This window comes from Micrococcaceae bacterium Sec5.8 (assembly GCA_039636775.1).
Taxonomy (GTDB): domain Bacteria; phylum Actinomycetota; class Actinomycetes; order Actinomycetales; family Micrococcaceae; genus Arthrobacter.
In genome coordinates, this window is record CP143429.1 from 2,123,847 (window position 1) to 2,143,676 (window position 19,830).

General features: G+C 66.4%; 17 protein-coding genes. 4 read left to right on the top strand and 13 right to left on the bottom strand.

What is annotated here, in order from left to right:
* Positions 1–5: 5 nt before the first annotated feature.
* The 3 genes from VUN84_09785 to leuA form a co-directional block, all read right to left on the bottom strand.
* Entirely contained in the window at positions 6–833 is an 828-nt protein-coding gene (locus tag VUN84_09785; protein XAS62634.1) for an isoprenyl transferase, read from the bottom strand.
* A gap of 2 nt (positions 834–835) precedes the next feature.
* Positions 836–1,606 carry a DNA repair protein RecO gene (gene recO, locus VUN84_09790; protein XAS62635.1) on the bottom strand — a complete coding sequence of 257 codons (771 nt, stop codon included), beginning with the start codon at positions 1,604–1,606 and terminating at the stop codon, positions 836–838.
* An 84-nt stretch (positions 1,607–1,690) separates the two neighbouring features.
* A complete protein-coding gene (gene leuA / locus VUN84_09795) occupies positions 1,691–3,430 on the bottom strand; it encodes a 2-isopropylmalate synthase (protein ID XAS62636.1) in 1,740 nt (579 codons plus the stop codon).
* Positions 3,431–3,681: 251 nt separating this feature from the next.
* Here leuA and VUN84_09800 point away from each other — a divergent pair, with 251 nt between their 5' ends.
* A complete protein-coding gene (locus tag VUN84_09800; GenBank protein ID XAS62637.1) occupies positions 3,682–5,634 on the top strand; it encodes a M13-type metalloendopeptidase in 1,953 nt (650 codons plus the stop codon).
* A gap of 93 nt (positions 5,635–5,727) precedes the next feature.
* Here VUN84_09800 and VUN84_09805 read toward each other — a convergent pair whose 3' ends face one another.
* From VUN84_09805 to VUN84_09830, 6 genes are all read right to left on the bottom strand, one after another.
* Positions 5,728–7,203: an LCP family protein gene (locus VUN84_09805; GenBank protein ID XAS65814.1), complete on the bottom strand. Its 1,476-nt coding sequence runs from the start codon at positions 7,201–7,203 to the stop codon at positions 5,728–5,730.
* 239 nt (positions 7,204–7,442) lie between these two features.
* A complete protein-coding gene (era, locus tag VUN84_09810) occupies positions 7,443–8,405 on the bottom strand; it encodes a GTPase Era (GenBank protein XAS62638.1) in 963 nt (320 codons plus the stop codon).
* Entirely contained in the window at positions 8,389–9,720 is a 1,332-nt protein-coding gene (locus VUN84_09815; protein ID XAS62639.1) for a hemolysin family protein, read from the bottom strand. The genes era and VUN84_09815 overlap by 17 nt, the downstream gene beginning before the upstream one ends.
* Positions 9,717–10,190 carry an rRNA maturation RNase YbeY gene (ybeY, locus tag VUN84_09820; protein ID XAS62640.1) on the bottom strand — a complete coding sequence of 158 codons (474 nt, stop codon included), beginning with the start codon at positions 10,188–10,190 and terminating at the stop codon, positions 9,717–9,719. The genes VUN84_09815 and ybeY overlap by 4 nt, the downstream gene beginning before the upstream one ends.
* Entirely contained in the window at positions 10,187–11,275 is a 1,089-nt protein-coding gene (locus VUN84_09825) for a PhoH family protein (protein XAS62641.1), read from the bottom strand. Before VUN84_09825 ends, ybeY begins: the two co-directional genes overlap by 4 nt.
* Before the next feature lie 165 nt (positions 11,276–11,440).
* Complete coding sequence (locus tag VUN84_09830; GenBank protein XAS62642.1) at positions 11,441–12,511, bottom strand: ATP-binding protein; 1,071 nt, start codon at positions 12,509–12,511, stop codon at positions 11,441–11,443.
* Positions 12,512–12,878: 367 nt separating this feature from the next.
* On the opposite strand from VUN84_09830, the gene VUN84_09835 reads away from it, so the two are divergent.
* Positions 12,879–13,811 (top strand): GerMN domain-containing protein, encoded by a 933-nt coding sequence (locus VUN84_09835; GenBank protein ID XAS62643.1) that lies wholly within the window; start codon positions 12,879–12,881, stop codon positions 13,809–13,811.
* Positions 13,812–13,842: 31 nt separating this feature from the next.
* Here VUN84_09835 and VUN84_09840 read toward each other — a convergent pair whose 3' ends face one another.
* The 3 genes from VUN84_09840 to hrcA form a co-directional block, all read right to left on the bottom strand.
* Positions 13,843–14,622, bottom strand: a complete 780-nt coding sequence (locus tag VUN84_09840) for a 16S rRNA (uracil(1498)-N(3))-methyltransferase (GenBank protein XAS62644.1) — start codon at positions 14,620–14,622, stop codon at positions 13,843–13,845.
* Positions 14,623–14,624: 2 nt separating this feature from the next.
* Positions 14,625–15,752: a molecular chaperone DnaJ gene (dnaJ, locus tag VUN84_09845; protein XAS62645.1), complete on the bottom strand. Its 1,128-nt coding sequence runs from the start codon at positions 15,750–15,752 to the stop codon at positions 14,625–14,627.
* A 93-nt stretch (positions 15,753–15,845) separates the two neighbouring features.
* A complete protein-coding gene (gene hrcA / locus VUN84_09850; GenBank protein XAS62646.1) occupies positions 15,846–16,859 on the bottom strand; it encodes a heat-inducible transcriptional repressor HrcA in 1,014 nt (337 codons plus the stop codon).
* A 231-nt stretch (positions 16,860–17,090) separates the two neighbouring features.
* Between hrcA and VUN84_09855 the strand changes: the two genes are divergently transcribed.
* Positions 17,091–17,948, top strand: a complete 858-nt coding sequence (locus tag VUN84_09855; protein ID XAS62647.1) for a DUF3097 domain-containing protein — start codon at positions 17,091–17,093, stop codon at positions 17,946–17,948.
* 161 nt (positions 17,949–18,109) lie between these two features.
* Entirely contained in the window at positions 18,110–18,529 is a 420-nt protein-coding gene (locus VUN84_09860) for a DUF4870 domain-containing protein (GenBank protein ID XAS62648.1), read from the top strand.
* Positions 18,530–18,568: 39 nt separating this feature from the next.
* Here the strand turns inward: VUN84_09860 and hemW are convergent, their stop codons facing one another.
* Complete coding sequence (hemW, locus tag VUN84_09865; GenBank protein XAS62649.1) at positions 18,569–19,807, bottom strand: radical SAM family heme chaperone HemW; 1,239 nt, start codon at positions 19,805–19,807, stop codon at positions 18,569–18,571.
* Positions 19,808–19,830: the final 23 nt, after the last annotated feature.

Sequence of the window (19,830 nt, forward strand, 5' to 3'; positions counted from 1 at the left end):
CGGGGTCAGGCCGGGGCGGCGGGCGCAGCGTCGACGGCGCCGCCATAGCGGCGGTCCCGCTCGGCATAAATCCCGACGGCGTCCCACAGCGTCCGCCGGTCCACGTCGGGCCACAGCGTGTCCATGAAGACAAACTCCGCATACGCCGACTGCCAAAGCATGAAGTTGGAGAGCCGCTGCTCGCCGGAGCTGCGCAGGAACAGGTCAACGTCCGGCAGGTCCGGCTCGTCGAGGTACTTCTGAATCGTCTTCTCGGTGATGGCGCCCGGCCTTAGCCGTCCGGCCGCCACCTCCTCCGCTATGGCAGACACCGCATCGGCGATCTCTGCCCGCCCCCCGTAATTAACACACATGTTCAAAGTGCAGGTGCTGTTGCCGCGGGTGAAGTCCTCGGCCTCCTCCAGCTCGCGGATCACCGACCCCCAGAGCCGGGGGCGCCGCCCCGACCAGCGGATCCGGACACCCCACTCATCGAGCTGGTTGCGCTGGCGACGTAGCACGTCCTTGTTAAAACCCATCAGGAAGCGCACTTCCTCGGGCGAGCGGCGCCAGTTCTCGGTGGAGAAGGCGTAGACGCTCACGTACTCGATGCCGAGCTCGATCGCTCCGGCCACCACGTCCAGCAGGGCCGGCTCCCCCGCCTTGTGGCCCTCGATCCGGGGCAGGCCGCGCTGGTTCGCCCACCGGCCGTTGCCGTCCATCACAATGGCGACGTGCCGTGGAATGAACTCCGCAGGGATGGCCGGGGCCATGGCACCGGACGGGTGCGGGTACGGACTCACCACGGGGGCGCTGCGCTGCCGGACCGGATTGTTCTTTTTACCCAACGCCACAGTTATGTTCGCTCCACATGCTTGAGGGATTTCAGGACCCGTTCCAGATGCCACTGCAGGTAGCTGGCCACCAGGCCGGCAGCTTCGCGGCGGTGCACGGGGACGGACGCGTCCGCGGTGACCCAGTCCCCGGTCAGCAACGCGCCGAGCAGCAGGACCGTCTCGGCAGCGGGTGCCGGCGATCCCGGCGGGCGGCAGTCGGCACAGACCATGCCGCCGAGCGGGGCGGAGAACGCATTGTGCGGCCCGCGGGCACCGCAGCGGGCACAGTCGGTAAAACTCGGCGCCCAGCCGCCGGTCGAAAGGGCGCGCAGCAGGTAGGAATCGAGGATCAGTTCGGGAGTGTGGTCGCCGCGGCTTAGCGACGCCAGGGCACCGACGAGGAGGGTGTACTGGGCGGTGCCCGATTCGCCGTCGACGTCGGTGAGCTTCTCCGCCGTCTCGGTCATCGCGGCAGCGACGGTGTAGCGGCCGTAGTCGGCGGCAATGTTGCCGCCATAGGCGCCTTTGGCAACCGCCTGGGTGACGATGTCCAGGGACCGGCCGGAGATGAGCTGCAGGTCCGCGACCATAAAGGGCTCCAGCCGCGCGCCGAAGCGGCTGCTCGTTCGGCGGACACCCTTGGCCACCGCGCGGACCTGGCCATGATGCTTGGTCAGGATGGTGATGATGCGGTCCGCCTCGCCCAGCTTGTGGGTACGCAACACGACGCCGTCATCACGGTAGGCGCGGGAGGCAAAAGAGGAAGGTTGGGCCACGGTTAATCTTCGCATTATCTGGGCGGGAAACACTGCCATTGGGGTGAAAGCCAGCACGGCGCCGCCGGAGAACCCGGCGGCGCCGTGCCGGTTTACCGGCTAGGCGCGGGCGTCCCTGATGGCCCGGTTCACGGCCGAGATGACAGCCTTGAGCGAGGACGTGGACGTGTTGGCGTCGATCCCGACGCCCCACAGGACACGCTCTCCGACGGCGCATTCGACGTAGGCCGCGGCGAGGGCGCTGCCGCCTTCGGACAGGGCATGTTCGCTGTAATCCAGGACCCGGACGTCCACTCCATCCTCACGCAGGATGCTCAGCAGGGCAGCGATCGGACCGTTGCCGGTGCCGGTCCGCTGGACCTGGACGCCGTCGACCTTGACCGACGCGTGCAGGGTCATAAAACCGTCTTCGTCCGTCTCGGTGCTGAACGAGCCGAGGGCGTAGCGCCCCCACTGCGCGTCGGCAGCGCCGGAAGGCAGGTATTCGTCCTGGAAGACCTGCCAGAGCCGGGCGCCGCTGACTTCGCCGCCCATGGTGTCCGTCTGCTTCTGGATGACACCGGAGAACTCGATCTGGGCGCGCCGGGGCAGGTCCAGGTTGTGCTCGTTCTTGAGCAGGTAGGCGACGCCGCCCTTGCCCGACTGGGAGTTGACCCGGATGACGGCCTCGTAGCTGCGGCCCAGGTCCTTCGGGTCGACCGGCAGGTACGGGACCTGCCAGGGGTAGTCGGCGACGTCTTGGCCGGCGGCGGCGGCGTCCTTCTCCAGCGCCTCCAGGCCCTTTTTGATCGCGTCCTGGTGCGAACCGGAGAATGCGGTGAAGACGAGGTCCCCGCCGTAGGGTGCGCGCTCGGCCACGGGCAGCTGGTTGCAGTACTCCACGGTGCGCCGGACCTCGTCGATGTCGGAGAAATCGATCATCGGGTCGACGCCCTGGACGAACATGTTCAGGCCCAGTGTCACCAGGTCCACGTTCCCGGTCCGCTCACCGTTGCCAAACAGGCAGCCTTCGATCCGGTCGGCACCGGCCAGGTAGCCCAGTTCCGCGGCCGCGACGCCCGTTCCGCGGTCATTGTGCGGGTGCAGCGAAAGAATGATGCCCTCGCGCGGGTGCAGGTTCCGGCTCATCCACTCGATGGAGTCGGCGTAGACATTCGGAGTAGCCATCTCCACGGTGGCGGGCAAGTTGATAATGACCTTGCTGTCGGCCGAGGCCTCGAAGACGTCCGCGATCGCGTTGCAGACCCGGACGGCATACTCCAGTTCCGTTCCGGTAAAGGATTCCGGCGAGTACTCGTACGTGATGTGGGTGTCCTGCAGCGTTTCCTCGTACTTCTTGCACAGCCGCGCGCCCTGCAGAGCGATGTCCAGAATGCCGTCTTCGTCCTGGTTGAAGACCACACGGCGCTGCAGAACCGACGTCGAGTTGTACAGGTGCACGATCGCTTGCTTGGCGCCAACGAGGGACTCATACGTCCGCTCAATCAGGTGCTCGCGGGCCTGGGTCAGGACCTGGATGGTGACATCGTCCGGAATGTGGCTGCCCTCGATGAGCTGCCGGACGAAGTCGAAGTCCGTCTGTGAGGCGGACGGAAAACCAACTTCGATCTCCTTGTAGCCCATCCGTACCAGCAGCTGGAACATCTTCAGCTTGCGGGCGGGACTCATCGGGTCGATCAGCGCCTGGTTGCCGTCACGCAGGTCCACCGCGCACCAGCGCGGGGCCTTGGTGATGACCTTGTCCGGCCAGGTGCGGTCCGGCAATTCAACCGTGATGATGTCCTGAAAAGGGACGTAGCGGTGGATGGGCATTCCGGAGGGCTTTTGTGCGTTTCGCATTACAATCGGGGCCTTTTCTGTGATTCCTGGTGAAAGGGTGGCCGGGCAACACAAACTCCGCAGCGAGGGTGGGCCTTGCGCTAGATCGCGTCTGAGGCCTCGCCGCGGCAGCTAAGAAGAAGCAGTTCTGCGCGCACCTTTTCACAGTAACACGGGTGCGTAAGATGAAGGGGCGTTACCTCTGCAACGTCCACCATGCAGACTCGGAACCCCCACAGGGCGGTGCCGGACTGCCTCTCAAAGGAGCATTCGTGCCGCTTTCGGGGATTGACCTGTCCAACATCGACGCCGGCGTCCGGCCGCAGGATGACCTGTACCAGCACGTGAACGGCACCTGGCTCAAGAGCACCGAGATTCCGGATGATCGGGCCCTGGAGGGAACGTTCACCGCGCTGCGTGACGGCTCGGAGCTCGCGGTCAAGGAAATCATCACAGACGCGGCCGCCCGCGGGGCGGAGTCCACCGGAATCGAGCAGAAGATCGGCGAGCTTTACAACAGCTTCATGGACGAGGCTGCGGCGGAGGCGAAAGGCCTGGACCCGATCCGGCAACGGCTCGCCGAGGTCTCCGCCACGACGTCGGTCGCGGAACTCGTGGCGCTGGCCGGCCGCCTGTTCCGCGCCGATGTGGGCGGGCTTTTTTACATCTACCCGGCACCCGACGCCGGAAACCCGGACCGGATCCTGCTCTACACCGGCCAGGGCGGGCTGGGACTGCCCGATGAGTCGTACTACCGCGAGGAGAAATTCGCGCCGGTGGTGCAGGCCTACACGGACCATGTGTCGACCGTTTTCACCCTGGCCGGCGTTGCTGACGCGCACGGCGCGGCGCACCGGGTGGTGGAGCTTGAGAAGGCTCTGGCCTCGCACCACTGGGACAAGGTCACCCTGCGGAATCCGCAGAAGACCTATAACCTCCGGTCAGCCGACGAGGCCGCTGCGCTCTTCCCGCTTCTTCCGGCCTGGTTCGACGCCGCCGCCATCGCACCGGAAAAGCGCGCTGAACTCGTGGTGAGCACCCCCGACTTTTTTGCCGGGGCAGCGTCGCTGCTGGACTCGGAGCCGCTCCCGGTCTGGCAGGAGTGGCTGGCGTTGCGGGTCATCAGCGCGGCAGCCCCCTACCTTTCCCCCGCGCTGGTGGAGGCGGACTTTGCCTTCTACGGCACCACGCTCAGCGGAACGCCGCGCAACAAGGACCGGTGGAAGCGCGGCGTCGCCGTCGTCGAGGCCGCCCTCGGTGAGGCGGTAGGCGAGATCTACGTCAGCCGGCACTTCCCCGAGTCGCACAAGGCCCGGATGGAGTTACTCGTGGCGAACCTGATCGAGGCATACCGCGAATCCATCACCGGACTCGCGTGGATGGGAGAGGAAACCAAACGTGAGGCGTTGAAAAAGCTCGACTCCTTCCGCGCCAAGATCGGCTACCCCGACACGTGGATCGACTACTCCGCGGTCGACATCGACCCGGCGGACCTGCTGGGCAATGTGGAGCGCGCGCACAGCGCCGACGTCGACCGGCATCTTGATGAGGTGGGCAAGCCCGTGGACCGGCAGAAGTGGCTCATGACGCCGCAGACGGTCAACGCGTATTACCACCCGCTGCTCAACGAGATTGTTTTTCCGGCTGCCATCCTGCAGCCGCCCTTCTTCACCGCCGACGCCGACGACGCCGTCAACTACGGGGGCATCGGCGCTGTTATCGGCCACGAGATAGGCCATGGCTTCGACGACCAGGGCTCGCAGTATGACGGCAGCGGGCTGCTGCGGAACTGGTGGTCCCACCAGGACCGGACCGCCTTCGAGGCGATGACCTCCAAGCTGGTGGCCCAGTTCAATGCCCTCTCCCCGTCGGCGGCGCCCGGGCATACCGTCAACGGCAACCTGACCCTGGGCGAGAACATCGGCGACCTCGGCGGGCTGACGATCGCGTACAAGGCTTATCTGATCAGCCTGGACGGCCAGGAACCTCCGGTGCTGGATGGCCTGACCGGCGTGCAGCGCTTCTTTGCCTCATGGGCGGCCGGCTGGCGGCAGGTCATGCGGAACGAGGAAGCCATCCGCAGGCTCGCCACCGATCCGCACTCGCCGAACGAGTTCCGCACCAACCAGATCGCCAAGAATCTCGATGCCTTCCACGAGGCGTTCGATACCTCGGAGCAGGATGGCATGTGGATGCCCATGGCGGGGCGCGTCAGCATCTGGTAGGTGACGGTCCCGGCAGTGCCCGTTCACAGTCCAGGGCCGGCCGCAGGATGATTCCGGCAGCCGGCCCCGGCCGTATGTCCCGGGCGGGCCCTGCTAGCGGGTAATCAGGGCGGGGTTGGCTTGCTGGCAGACGACGTCGCCGGCGGTCTGGTTGACGATGTCAGAGGGCAGGTCCACCGCCGCGTCTTTACTTGCCGTGCCGCCCACTGGGTCGCTGCCGAGGTAGACCTGGACGCCGTTGACCCCGGCGGCAGGCAGCACCCGGGCCGCCGGTATCCCCAGCAGGGCGGCCACATCCGTTGCCACGGCGTCGTAGCCCGCGCCGAAATACACGGCCGTGGCCGCCACGGGCGGGGCGGCGAGCTGGGCAAGCTTGGTGAAGCCGCCGGCTGTCAAGGTCTGGATAATTTCCTGGGGGCGCGCCGGAACTCCTGAACCATTGGCCACTGTGACGGGTTGTACTGCTTTGTCATAAGTGGTCGCCACTTCGCTGGGTGTCGGCTCAGCGCCGGGTGTCGGCTCCGCGCTGGGGGCGGCACTCCCGTCCGGGCTGACGGACGGGCTCGGGGTCGCCGTCGGGTCCGTCAAGTCAATGTCCTTGCGCATCGCGGCGAACAGCTGCGAGGCAGCGGGTTCGGCGAGCTCCAGGCGGTTGACGTCGCTGACCGCCGGCACGGTAGGCACGGCAACAAAAGCCACCTTGCTGACGTCGATGTTCTTTAACCGGTTCGCGACCGTCAGCAGTGTCGGCACCGAGGCAAGGCCCTCATCGATGGTGAGGTTGCGGGTCACGACATCCGCGATCTGCAGCGTCTTGGCGGGGTTGCCGAGGGTTCCGTCGTCCCTGATCTTACGGACCAGGGACGACAGGAACGCCTGCTGCCCCCTGATCCGGCCGAGGTCGCCGCCGTCGGCGAAGGCATGGCGGGCACGCAGGAACGCGAGGGCCTGCTCCCCCTGAACTTTGGAGGTACCCTTCGGGAGCCGCAGTCCGGAGTCGGGGTCGTAGACGGCGTCGCTGATGCAGACATCCACCCCGCCGACAGTGTTGGAGAGTTCCTTGACCGAATTGAAGTCCGCCATCATGAAATGGTCGATTTCCAGGCCCGTGAGCTTGTTCACGGTGTCCACAGCACAGCCGATGCCGGCCTCTGACATGGCCGCGTTGATCATGACGTCTTTCTGGGCCGGATATCCCTGTTTGGTTTTCTGATCGATGCACTTGGGAATATCGACGAGCAGGTCCCGGGGAAAGCTGACGACGTTGACGCGCTTGTTGTCCGCCGAGATGTCCATCAGCATCATGACATCGGAATGCCCGTAGCCGGTGGAGTCATCGGCCCCGCCGTATTGGGAATTCTTGCCATCACGGGTGTCCGAGCCAAGGATGAGGATCTGCATCCGGTCCCGTGAGTTGTCCAGTGCGGACTCGGTTTTACCGCTTCCGGCCCCCAAGGATGCCTTGGTGATGTTGCTTTGCAGGCGAATGGCCCAGTACGCGCCGAAGGCGATGACGCCGATGAGGAGGATGGAGACGACGGCGGTGCCGATCTTCAGCCATCGCGGCATCCGCCCGATGGGCCCCAGGTGCCGGGCCGGTCCGACGGCGGAATCGTCCGTGTGCCGGGCAGCGGGGCCGGACCCTGCCGGGGAACCGGCTCCGCCTGCGCGGTCTTCACGGGGTCGGGACACGGTTCAGCCTTCTTTCACGGACAGGGTCTGACCATTTTAGGGTCCGAATCTGGGAATTCCCCGGTGGCGGGTTTGATGGGTGCGGCGCGGGCCCGGGCCGGAGTGGGACCCGCGGGCTAAAAACCGAGCTTTACGAGCTGTTTCGGGTCACGCTGCCAGTCCTTGGCGACTTTCACGTGCAGGTCCAAGTAGATGCGGGCACCCAGCAGCGCTTCGATTGCTTTCCGGGCGTTGGTGCCGACTTCGCGCAATCGTGCCCCGCCCTTGCCGATGATGATGGCCTTCTGCGAGGGCCGCTCCACGTAAAGATTGACCCGCACATCCAGAAATGGCTTGTCCTCGGGCCGGCCTTCGCGCGGAACAATCTCATCGACCACGACAGCGAGGGAGTGCGGAAGCTCATCACGGACACCTTCGAGGGCTGCCTCACGGATGAGCTCGGCAATCATCACCGCTTCCGGTTCGTCCGTGAGATGTCCGTCCGGATACAGCGGCGGGGACGCCGGCATCTGGCCGATCAGGACGTCGGCCAGGGTCTCGACCTGGAAGCCGTCGGTGGCGGACACGGGCACGATATCCTTCCAGCTCTCCTCACCGAGGACGTCGCGGCCCAAGGCGGCGACGGCCAGCAGCTGTTCAGTGAGCGCCTGGCGGTCCACCGTGTCGGCTTTGGTGACGATAGCGATCACCGGTTTGTTTCCAATGGCGGCAAGCTGGGCGGCGATGAACTTGTCACCCGGACCGATCTTTTCGTTGGCGGGCAGGCAGAACCCGATTGCGTCAACCTCGGCGAGGGTGTCGGCGACGAGTTCGTTGAGCCGTTTTCCCAGCAGGGTCCGCGGGCGGTGCAGGCCCGGGGTATCCACCAGAATCAACTGGGCGTCCTCCCGGTGCACGATGCCGCGGATGGTGTGGCGCGTCGTCTGCGGCTTGGCCGAGGTGATCGCGACTTTCTGGCCGACCAGGGCATTCGTGAGGGTCGACTTGCCCGCATTGGGCCGGCCGACCAGCACCGCAAAGCCGGCGCGGTAGCCACCGTGGGCTGCGCCGCCGTCGTCGGACTTATTCTGCTTGCTCACGTGAGACTCCCTGTTGGATTGGTGCGGCCTCGTCGAGAAGGTCTTCAAGGTCAGTTTCTTCTTTCGGCACTGCCGACGCAATGATGTGGCTGACGCGGTTGCGCCGGCCTTCGAGCCGGTCGGCGCGGAGGGACAACCCGTGGACCTCTACGGTGCTGCCGACGATCGGGACCCGCCCAAGGGCCTTGGCGAGCAGGCCGCCCACAGTGTCCACTTCGTCGTCGTCAAGTTCAAGGTCGAACAGTTCGCCGAGATCCTCAACGCTCATCCGGGCACTGACCCGGTAACTGCCGTCGCCGAGTTCCACCGCCTCCGCGCTCTCGGTGTCGTATTCATCTACGATCTCACCCACGATTTCTTCGATGAGGTCCTCCAGTGTGACGAGGCCGGCGGTGCCGCCGTACTCGTCGATCACGATTGCCACGTGCGTCGATTCCTTCTGCAGTTCGCGCAACAGCTCACTGACGGCCTTGGAGTCGGGCACGTAGCGCACCTCGCGGGCGAGCTCGTCAACGACCGGGGGCGCCTGCCCGGGACGGAGGTTGTGGAGGACCGCGGCGACGTCCTTGAGGTATACGATGCCCAGCACCTGGTCGGTGTTCTCGCCGATCACGGGGACCCTCGAATACCCCGAGCGCAGGAACAGCGACATGGCCCGGTGCAGGCTTGAACCGGAGTCGATGCTGAGGATGTCGGTGCGCGGCACCATGACGGAGCGGACCAGCGTATCGCCAAAATCAAACACCGACTGGATAAGCTCTGCCTCGTTGTCCTCGATCACGTCGGACTCCGTGGCACGGTCCACCAGTTCACGGAATTCCTCTTCGCTGAAGAACGCCTCATTGTCTGCCGGGGCGCCGGGGGCCACGGCACTGCCAACGGTGACGAGCCAGCCGGGAATCGGGCCCAGCACCCAGCACAGCCAGCGGATCAGCGGGGCGCTGAACCGGACCAGGCCGGCCGAATGCACCCGGCCCAGCTGCCGCGGGGACACGCCCACAATGACGAATCCCAGCAGTGCCATGACGCCGGTGGCAATCAGCCCGGAAAGCCAGACATTATCGAGCAGGCTGTTCAAGAGCACGGTGACGGCAACCGCGGAGGCCATGTCGAACCAGATGCGCCAGAAGCGCAGGGCGCGCATGTGCGCCACGGGCTGGGCCATAATCCGTTTAAGGGCGTTGCCGCGGCTGTGCAGAATCGCCGCCTCGGCGTCGTGCCGGGAAAGGTAATTGAAGGCGGATTCGGCTGCGGTCAGGAACGCCGCAAAACTCAGGAACACCAGCGCCATGCCGGCGACGATCAGTGGCGTCACTGAATCGTCTCTGACGGGGCGTCTTTGCCGGTGAAGGCGGAGAGAAGTTCGCGCTGCAGCCCGAACATCTCTTCCTTCTCCTCCAGCTCTGCGTGGTCGAAACCGAGCAGGTGCAGGATGCCGTGCGTGGTGAGCAGCAGCATTTCATCCTGGGTCGAGTGGCCGGCGTTCATCGCCTGGACCTGCGCAACCTGGGGGCAGATGGCGATGTCGCCGAGCATGCCCTGCGGGGTCGGCTTGCCGGGGGTGCCGGGCGTCAGCTCGTCCATGGGCACCGAGAGCACGTCCGTGGAACCTGGCTCGTCCATCAGTTCGATGTGCAGCTTCTCCATGGCCGGCTCATCCACGAGCAGGATCGACAGCTCCGCCTGCGGGTGGATGAAGAGCCGTTCGAAAATGAACCGGGACAGCTGCACCAACTCCGCCTCGTCGAGGGCAATGCCTGATTCGTTGTTGACCTCAATGCTCACGGGCGCTCACCCCGCTTGTCGCGGGCCACGGAATGCTTGACCCGGTTCCGCTGGATCTCATCCCACACGCTGTATGCGTTGACGATGTCTCCCACCAGTCGGTGCCGGACGACGTCGGAGGCGTCCAGCACGGTGAAGTTGACGTCGTCGATGCCTGTCAGGATGTCCTCCACGATCCGAAGACCGGAGCGTGTCCCGAAGGGCAGGTCCACCTGCGTGACGTCACCGGTGACCACCATCTTGGAGCCGAAGCCGAGCCGGGTGAGGAACATCTTCATCTGCTCCGGCGTGGTGTTTTGCGCCTCATCCAGGATGATGAAGGCGTCGTTGAGCGTGCGGCCGCGCATGTAGGCCAGCGGGGCGACTTCAATGGTGCCGGCAGCGATGAGCCGCGGGATGGATTCTGGGTCCATCATTTCGTGCAGGGCGTCATAGAGCGGGCGCAGGTAGGGGTCGATCTTGTCGCTGAGCGTGCCGGGCAGGAATCCCAGCCGCTCCCCCGCTTCGACGGCGGGACGGGTCAGGATGATCCGGGAGACTTCCTTTTGCTGCAGCGCCTGGACCGCCTTGGCCATCGCCAGGTAGGTCTTGCCGGTGCCGGCCGGGCCGATGCCGAAGATTACGGTGTTGTCATCGATCGCGTCCACGTAGTTCTTCTGGTTCAGCGTCTTGGGCCGGATGGTTTTGCCGCGGCTGGAAAGAATGTTGTGGGTCAGGACCTCGACCGGGTTCTGCAGTGATTGGCTGCGCAGCATCGACACGAGCTGCTGCAAAACCGCCGGGGTGATGACGGTCCCCCGGGCAACGAGGCCGCGGACTTCGTTGAGCAGGCGCATGATGCGCGGCACGTCCGCCGCGGGCCCGCTGATGGCAAGTTCGTTGCCGCGGACATGGAAGTCCACAGCCGGGTACTGGGTTTCGATGAAGCGAAGGGCCTCGTCATGGCTGCCGAGCGACTGGACCATCTGATCGGAACTGTCGAACAGGACTACCTCCGTACGCAGCCCTGGAAGGGTGTGGGGAAATTCACCTGCGGTGCGCGCTCCCGCGCTGATCCGGGCCTTGCCGTTCGCTGCTTCAGTCATGGTGTTGGCCCGCGGGCCTCCGGTCCCCTCCAGTTCGGAAATGGTGTGTTCCGTCATCCGGTCCGACGGCGGGACTCGCCGTCCGCGGCCGGGGCAACGGGTACTCCCATCTTACGCCAGCGGGCCGGACCCGGCGCCCGCCAGGGTACGGCCCGGTGCACGCCTTCACAGCGGTACCGCAACATCCGCCCCGCCTTCATGCGTGAGACGGGAGCCCACGAGCACCACTGAGGGCGTGGCGATGAAGCCGCCGGCAACCAGGGCCTGACCTTTCCTGAAATGGAGGGCCTGGTCCAGTAACCCGGGCGGGACGAAACCGAAGACAGAGGCCAGTTCGCTGAGATCGCGGGGCGACGCCATTTTCAGGAGAACCAGGTTGTCGCACTGGCTCAGGACGTTCACGGGCAGTTTGGACGGCCGCTGCGTCGAGATAAGAAGCCACAGTCCGAATTTGCGTCCCTCCGCCGCGATTTGGGTGACCCGTTCGGTGAGCGCCCGTTGAACCGGTGTGACAGGGGCCGAGGCGCAGACGTTGTGGGCTTCGTTGATCACCACAAGAAGCGGGCGGCGCTCCTCGCGCTTTTCCCACAGGTGATCGAGCACGCTGAGGGCCGCAACCTGCGGTTCCGCCGGAAAGCGGAACCCGCCGAGGTCAAGGACGGTAGCCCGTGGCCGTTCATCAATCACATCCTCGGCAGAACGGCCGCCCCAGGCCCAGAGGTCCCACTCCAGCACGCCGAGATTCTCGATCCGCGTGGCCAGATCCCTGCTGGCTGTGGAGTCCTTCGCCCGCAGCGCGCCGACAAGGTCGCTTCGGGCCGTCACGCTCAGTTCGTTCTCGAGATGGACAAGGACGTTGTACTCATCCCGGTCCAAGACCGGGTCGAGACCGAGGACAGCAGCCCGCGACGCCAGCGTCTGGTCCAGGAACCGGACGCGGACGTGATCCGCTCCGGTGGCGGTGGCGCGCAGTACGCGCACGTCACCAAATGCGCCCGGACCCTCGGGCAGTGGCTCTTTGAGTTCTCCCAACCGGACGAAATCCGCGTTCGGGTCCAGGATGAGGAGCGGCAAACGGGTCTGGAGGAGCAACTGTTCGAGGAGGACCCCCAGCGCATAGGTCTTGCCCGAACCGCTTTGCCCGCACCAGAACGTGTGGCGGTTAAACCGCCGGGCATCGAGCTCCGCGGGCGTGCGGGTGCCCCCGATCGTGCCGATTCTCAACTGATGGGACATGACTTCTCCATCGTTCGTTTGTCTGGGACCGCTATCTCCTATCCAACGCGGCGGCCAGTCTGCTGTCCCCCCTCGAAGAGGGTGATTCCGGGTGCTCGGTTCTGACGCCACCGCCCGGCCCTCTCCCGCCGTTCAGGGCCGGCCGGGCGCCTTAGGTATCAACTCTGCATCGGGCGCATATCGTTCCCGTTGCAGTTCGGGGCCGCCGGCCGAATCCACGGTTTACGCCCAGAGCCGTGTGACATGCTGGAAATCGACCTCAGCCGCGGCAGGATCAGCCGGGCGGGGACGCAGAGAACGAGCGCAACTGACGGCAACAAAAAAGACAACCGAGCAGCAAAAGGCGGCGGCCATCAGGCAACGCAGGATGACTCAGGCAGCAGCAGGCAGGCGGACACGCCGGGCCGTGCTGGTGCTCGTGCTGCCTGCGGCGCTTGCCCTCTCCGGCTGCGTGGCCTCATCCCAGCCCGGCATCACCGATTCAGACTCGCCGTCGCAGGCCCTCTCGGCCCTGCCGTCCGCACCCACCACGAGCGCGCCGCTGGAAACGTCCCAGGCGTCCAACAAGGCCCCGGTGTACTGGATCGGCCGCAGCAACGACAGCACATTCCTCTACCGGGAGTTCCGTGATGTCCCTGAAGAGGACAACCCGGTGACCCGGGCGCTGCGGGTCATGATGTCCCAGAAACCGCTGGATCCGGACTTCTTTACGCCGTGGCAGAACCCGAAGAAGCTGGCAAGCTCGATTTCCGGCAAGAACGTGATCACCGTGGATCTATCAGCGGATGCGTTTAACAGCAACGTTGATCCGGCCATGGCCGAGCGTGCGGTCCAGCAACTTGTCTACACCGCATCGGCGGCTGCCGCCAGCGCCGGGCTCATCGATGCCGGCCAGCTGGTCCAGGTGGTGGTGCTCGTCGACGGGCATACCGACTATGTCGCGTTCAACCACGTCCGGCTCGGCTCCCCCACCTCACGCAGCGCCGGGATGGTGGCACCGGTGTGGATCATTGATCCCCAGGAAGGGACCACCCTGGCCGATGGTGCCATCAAGATCTCCGGCCGCAGCACCGCTGCGGGAGGCAAGCTCCGGTGGGACATTCTGCGCATCGATGGCAGCGTCGAAACCCAATACTTGAATGGGACGGCCACGGCTTCGGCCGAGGCGGGACAGGCGGGAACCTTTAGCATCTCCGCAAACCTGGGACCGGGCAGCTACGAAGTCCGGGTCTCCCAGGTCGGGGAAGGCAACCCGGACCAGCACCTGTTCGTGGATACCCGCGGGTTCACGGTGGATTAGCCGGCAGCGGAGCGGGCGCGCCGGCGGTCCCCTACCAGCGGCCCAGGATGTCGCTGGCGAGGACGGTGGCGGCCGGCCCGGCCGTGGATGAGCGCAGCACGTGGTGCCCGAGCAGGGCTGTCACGGCGCCGGCGTCGCAGAGCCTGGTCACTTCCCGCGGGCTGATACCACCCTCAGGTCCGACGATCAGCAGGACCTCGCACCCGGCGTCCGGCCCTCCGGCCCCGGACCCGGCGCCCCGCCAACCCTCCAGGACCTGGCGCAGCGGGCGCACTGCGTCCTCGTGCAGGATGATGGCGAGGTCCGCGGCGGCCACTGCGGCCTGGAGGCCGGCGCCGTCGACGGCGGCGCGGACCTCCGGGATCCAGGCCCGGCGTGCCTGCTTGGCCGCCGCCGTGACCACCGACTGCCATTTGGCGTGCGCTTTGGCCGCACGGTCGGCTTTCCAGCGGACGATGGACCGTTCCGCCTGCCACGGCACGACGGCGTCAATCCCCAGTTCCGTGGCGGTCTCGGCGGCGAGCTCGTCCCGGTCACCTTTCGCGAGGGCCTGAACCAGGACCAGGCGGATTCCGGGGCGGGGCTCCTCCGAAAGCTCTGAGCATTCCACCGTCAGCTCGCCTGGCTCGGCGGCGGAGACGGCACCGGTCAGCCGTTTGCCGGCGCCGTCGGCAATATCGACCATCTCCCCCACGGCGAGGCGCTTCACCGTGACAGCGTGGCGGGCCTCCGGTCCGTGCAGGACAAAGACGGACCCCGGGGCCAGCCCGTCGAGGGTGCCAGGGGAGGTGAAGAAGACCGGGTTGCTCACCGCTACAGGTTACCGAGCCGGTCCCGAAGCTTCGAGAAGACCCCGCCGCTCGCGGCAAGTTTTCCTTCGGTGAACTGTTCGCCGCGCAGTTTCGCAAGCTGGCGCAGCAGGTCCTCCTGGGCGGCGTCGAGCTTGGCCGGGGTGTCCACCTGCAGGTGGACCTTGAGGTCGCCGCGGCCGTAGCCACGCAAGTGCGTGACGCCGAGCCCGCGGAGGGTGATGATCTCCCCGGACTGGGTGCCGGCCTTGACATCGATCTCCTGCTGGCCGTCGAACGTGTCGAGGTTGAGTTCGGTGCCGAGCGCGGCTGCCGTCATGGGGATGTTCAGGCTTGCATGCAGGTCGTCGCCGTCGCGAACGTACGTGGCGTCGTTGTTGACCCGGATCTCCACGTAGAGGTCCCCTGCGGGGCCGCCGGCAGGGCCGGCCTCACCCTGACCGGAAAGCTGGATGCGGGTGCCGGTAGCGACGCCGGCGGGAACCTTGACCGTCAGGGTGCGCCGGCTGCGGATCCGGCCCTGCCCGGCGCATTCGTTGCAGGGATCTTTGATGACGGTGCCGAAGCCCTCGCAGGACCCGCAGGGAGCCGTGGTCATGACCTGTCCCAGGATGGACCGCACTGCGCGCTGGACCTGGCCGCTGCCGCCGCAAATGTCGCAGCGTTCCGGGTGGCTGCCTTTTTGGCAGCAGGACCCCTCGCAGGTGGGGCAGGTCACGGCGGTGTCCACTTCGAGTTTCTTGTTGACACCGAACACGGCGTCGCGGAGCTCGATCCGGACGCTGATCAGCGCGTCCTGGCCGCGGCGGACCCTGGACGCGGGCCCGCCCTGGCCGCCGGCGCCGAAGAAGGTCTCGAAGATATCCTGGAACGCGAATCCCTGGCCGGCGTAGTTGCCGCCGCCGAAGCCGTTGTCGTTGCCGTTCTCGTTACCGGTGGTGTCGTAGATCCGGCGCTTTTGCGGGTCGGACAGCACCTCGTAGGCGTGCGTGACGGCCTTGAACCGGTCGGAGGCGTCGTCCCCGGGGTTTACGTCGGGATGGAGTGTCCGGGCCAGTTTTCGGTAGGCCTTCTTGATCTCTTCGCCCGTGGCTTCGCGGGAAACTCCAAGGACGTCGTAGTGGCTGCTCAAAGTGTGTTTCTCTTCCTGGTAGTACTGCCTGTTGGGGGCAAGAAGTCTGGTGCCCGGCTGGTGCGCCGCGCGGTGGAGGGTGGACCCGGCCCGTCAGGGGCCAAGGATCCTGGAAAGGTAGCGTGCGACCGCCCGGACGGCGGCCATGGTGGTGGGATAGTCCATCCGCGTGGGGCCCAGCACGCCTACTTTCGCAGTCGCGTCCGGTCCGTAGCCGGTGGCCACCACCGATGCTTCTGCGAGGCCGTCGTACGGGTTCTCCCGGCCAATGCTGACCGTAACGCCCCTCGGGTCCGCCGCCATGTCGCTGAGCAGGCGGAGCATGACCACCTGTTCCTCGAGGGCTTCCAGGACCGGGCCGATGGTCAACGGGAAGTCGACGTTGGACCGGGCCAGGTTGGCCGTTCCGGCCATCACCATGCGTTCCTCGCGGCTGCTGGTGGCCAGTGCCTCAAGGCCACGGGCCAGGGCCTGGGCGGCGCTGCGCCGCGCGGGCGGGCAGCTGGCGGCCACGGACTGCAAGGAGTGCGGCAGCAGGTTCAGCGGGGTCCCGGTGAGACTGCCAAGGAACCGCGTGCGCAGTTCCGACAACGCCTCATCCGAAAGGTCCTGTGCCACGTCGATGACGCGTTGTTCCACCTTGCCGGTGTCCGCGATCAGCACCGCCAGCACCTTGCGGGGCGCCAGCAGGACAAATTCAATGTGCCGTACCTTGGCCCGGCTGAGGTGCGGGTACTGCACGACGGCGACCTGGTTGGTCAGCTGCGAGAGCAGCCGGACTGTCCGGTCCAGGACATCATCGAGGTCCTCGGAGCCTTCCAGCAAGGCCTGGATGGCGCGCCGCTCCGCGGGCGAGAGTGGCTTGACCGCCGAGATCTGGTCCACGAAGAGCCGGTAGCCCTTGTCGGTGGGGATTCGCCCGGCACTGGTGTGCGGAGCTGTGATCAGGCCCTCGTCTTCCAAAGCAGCCATGTCGTTACGGATGGTGGCGCTGGACACGCCGAGGTGGTGCCGCTCCACAAGGGCCTTGGACCCGACGGGTTCCCGCGAATGGACATAGTCCTCCACGATGGCCCGCAGTACTTCAAGTTTGCGTGGTTCGCTCACACTCCACCTCCTCTCGACTGTCCTGCATCCGGTGCCGCTTCCCGCCGGCCGCGGCGGATGCAGGGTGGCCGGATGAGCAGTGGTTAGCACTCGACATGCCTAAGTGCTAACCAGTCTAATATGAGTCACCCCGTTGTTAGCATTGAATGCGCTCCCGGCATTCCTCCCGGGGTGCGTGTTTTGGGGCACAGCCCGCCCGCAGCAAACCGAACGCAAAGCAGTGTGTATCCGATGTCGTACCAGAACTGGGGTCCGCAGGACCTCTCTGCCCCCGCCAAAGCCCAGCTCCCGGAAGTGCCCGTGGAGCGCGGAATGGTGCTCGAGGACGTGCAATCCGGCTGGGTGGGTGCCGTGACGCGGGTGGAGAAGTCCGGGGGGATGCATGTGGTTGCCCTCGAAGACCGCCGCGGCAAATCCCGGTCATTCCGCCTCGGATTCGGTTTCCTCCTGGCGGGCCAGCCGATCCGCCTGATACCCCCGGCGCCCCGCCCGGCGCCAACGGGCGCGGCCGCCGCAGGCGCCAGAACCGCGTCCGGTTCGGTCCGGGTGGAGGGCCAGCGCGCCCAGGTCGCCAAAGCGAGCCGGATTTGGGTGGAGGGCAAGCACGACGCCGAGCTCGTCGAGAAGGTCTGGGGTGACGATCTCCGGGTGGAGGGCATCGTCGTCGAACCCTTGCATGGCATTGACGACCTCGCCGGTGCGGTGGCAGCCTTCCGCCCCGGGCCCGGGCGCCGCCTGGGCGTCCTGGTGGATCACCTGGTGCCCGATTCCAAGGAATCCCGGATTGCCGCCGCCGTGATGGCGTCCCCCGGGGCGGCCGGCAATGTCCTGATCGTCGGCCACCCCTACGTGGATGTCTGGCAGGCGATTCGGCCTGCCGTCCTGGGGATCGAGGCGTGGCCGGTGATCCCCCGCGGCGTAGATTGGAAGACCGGGATCCTGACAGCCTTCGGCTGGCCGCACAGCACCAAGGAGGACATCGGCCTGGGCTGGCAGAAACTCCTCGGCGCGGTCCGCAACTACGCCGATCTGGAGCCATCCCTGCTGGGCCGGGTGGAAGAGGTTATTGACTTCCTCACAGTTCCCTGAGCGGGGCTGCCGAAAAGCTACGGTTCAGAAGCATCTGCCAGCGGGCCGATCCGTGATTCCGCGCCCGAGCACGTATTCTTGGTACGGCGGCTGCGCTCCCTGCGCAGCCTTGGCACCTCCCGGCACCAACGCACCACCGCACTCTTAAAGGACGACACACCGTGGCAGATGACGCACGCGAACACATCGGCAACCAGGCCGGCCATGGCCAGCCCCCGTACCATGGCGTTCCGGCAAATGCACTGCCGCTTACTGCGAGTGAGGACCGGCAGTGGGCCACGCTGGCCCACTTCGGCGGCATTCTGGGCTGCGTGCCCGCGCTGGTGATCTACCTGATTTTCAAGGACCGCGGCCCGTTCACGGCGCAGGAGTCCAAGGAAGCTCTGAACTTTACGCTGCCGCCCACGATTGCCGCCGTAGTGTGCAACCTGCTGGTGTTCGTTCCGGTGGTGGGCAATATTTTCGCGGTCCTGGCCACCGTCATCTGGATCGCCGTGACGTGCTTCTCTGTGGCCGCCGGCATCCGCGTCAACCGCGGCCAGCCGCACCGCTACGGCTTCAATCTCCGCTGGGTCCAGTAGGGCTGCAACTCCCGTCCTGCCGGGTCCAGCCCTGGCGGATCAGTCCGGCAGGATCCTGCGGACCACCGCGTCCGCGAGCAGCCGGCCTTTCAGTGTCAGGATCAGGCTGCCGTGGAAAGCCGCGGCCGGGTCAATGAGCCCGTCGGCGATGAGGCCTGCGACGGCGTGCCGCCCGGTGTCCCCCAGCCCGCCCAGGCTGGCGATCTCCAACCCTGAATTCAAGCGCGCTTCCAGCATGACGCGTTCGACGTTGCGGGTCTGCGCATCGAGGGTTTCCCGGCCCGCGGCAGGTGAGAGCCCGGCGTCCAGCCGGCTGGCATAGGCGACGGGGTGTTTGACGTTCCACCAGCGCACGCCGCCCACATGGGAGTGCGCTCCGGGGCCGATTCCCCACCAGTCATCGCCCCGCCAGTAGGCAAGGTTGTGGCGGCAAGCCTGCTCCGGGGTCCGGGACCAGTTGCTTACCTCGTACCAGGAAAGCCCGGCGGCGGAGATGAGCTGGTCGGCGAGTTCGTATTTGGCCGCGTGGTCGTCGTCGTCGATTCCCGGGACCTCGCCGCGGCGGATCTGCGCGGCCAGCTTGGTGCCTTCCTCGACAATCAGCGCGTAGGCGCTGATGTGGTCCGGCTGATAGGACAGCGCGGTCTCCAGTGAGTAACGCCAGTCAGCCAGCGACTCCCCCGGTGTTCCATAGATCAGGTCGAGGCTGACGGCGAGTCCGGCCTCCCGGGCCCACTGGACGGCCTGGGGTACACGGCTGGGCGTGTGGGTGCGGTCCAGTACCTTGAGCACGTGCGGTACCGCCGACTGCATGCCGAAAGAGACGCGGGTGAACCCGGCGTCGGCGAGCAACTGCAGGGATTCCGGCGTCACGGAGTCGGGGTTCGCCTCGGTGGTGACCTCGGCGCCGGGTTCGAGGCCCCAGGCTGCGACGGCGGCGGTGAGGATGCGGGCCAGGTCCTCCGCCGGGAGCAGGGTGGGTGTGCCGCCGCCGAAGAAGACGGTGCTGAGCGGGCGTTTCGGTAGGCCGCTGGTTAACAGCACGTCCGCCGCGAAGCCGACTTCGGCGACGGCGGTACCCGCGTAGGCGTCCTGGGAGGCGCCGCCGCCGAGCTCGGTGGCGGTGTAGGTGTTGAAGTCGCAGTAGCCGCAGCGCACGGCGCAGAACGGGATATGCACGTAGAGCCCGAACGCCCGGCCGGCGGCGCTCTCCAGCGCCTGGCCGGGCAGCAGCCCGTCCGGTGGTGCTGGATCGCCCAGCGGCAGGGCGCTAGGCACCGGCCGGACCGGGCTGCGCGGGG

Excerpts from the sequence above, each read along its gene's own strand:
- recO (XAS62635.1), bottom strand. The coding sequence starts at position 1,606 with ATGCGAAGATTAACCGTGGCCCAACCTTCCTCTTTTGCCTCCCGCGCC.
- leuA (XAS62636.1), bottom strand. The coding sequence starts at position 3,430 with ATGCGAAACGCACAAAAGCCCTCCGGAATGCCCATCCACCGCTACGTC.
- VUN84_09805 (XAS65814.1), bottom strand. The coding sequence starts at position 7,203 with ATGCCGCGATGGCTGAAGATCGGCACCGCCGTCGTCTCCATCCTCCTC.
- VUN84_09825 (XAS62641.1), bottom strand. The coding sequence starts at position 11,275 with ATGACTGAAGCAGCGAACGGCAAGGCCCGGATCAGCGCGGGAGCGCGC.
- VUN84_09830 (XAS62642.1), bottom strand. The coding sequence starts at position 12,511 with ATGTCCCATCAGTTGAGAATCGGCACGATCGGGGGCACCCGCACGCCC.
- VUN84_09835 (XAS62643.1), top strand. The coding sequence starts at position 12,879 with ATGACTCAGGCAGCAGCAGGCAGGCGGACACGCCGGGCCGTGCTGGTG.
- VUN84_09855 (XAS62647.1), top strand. The coding sequence starts at position 17,091 with ATGTCGTACCAGAACTGGGGTCCGCAGGACCTCTCTGCCCCCGCCAAA.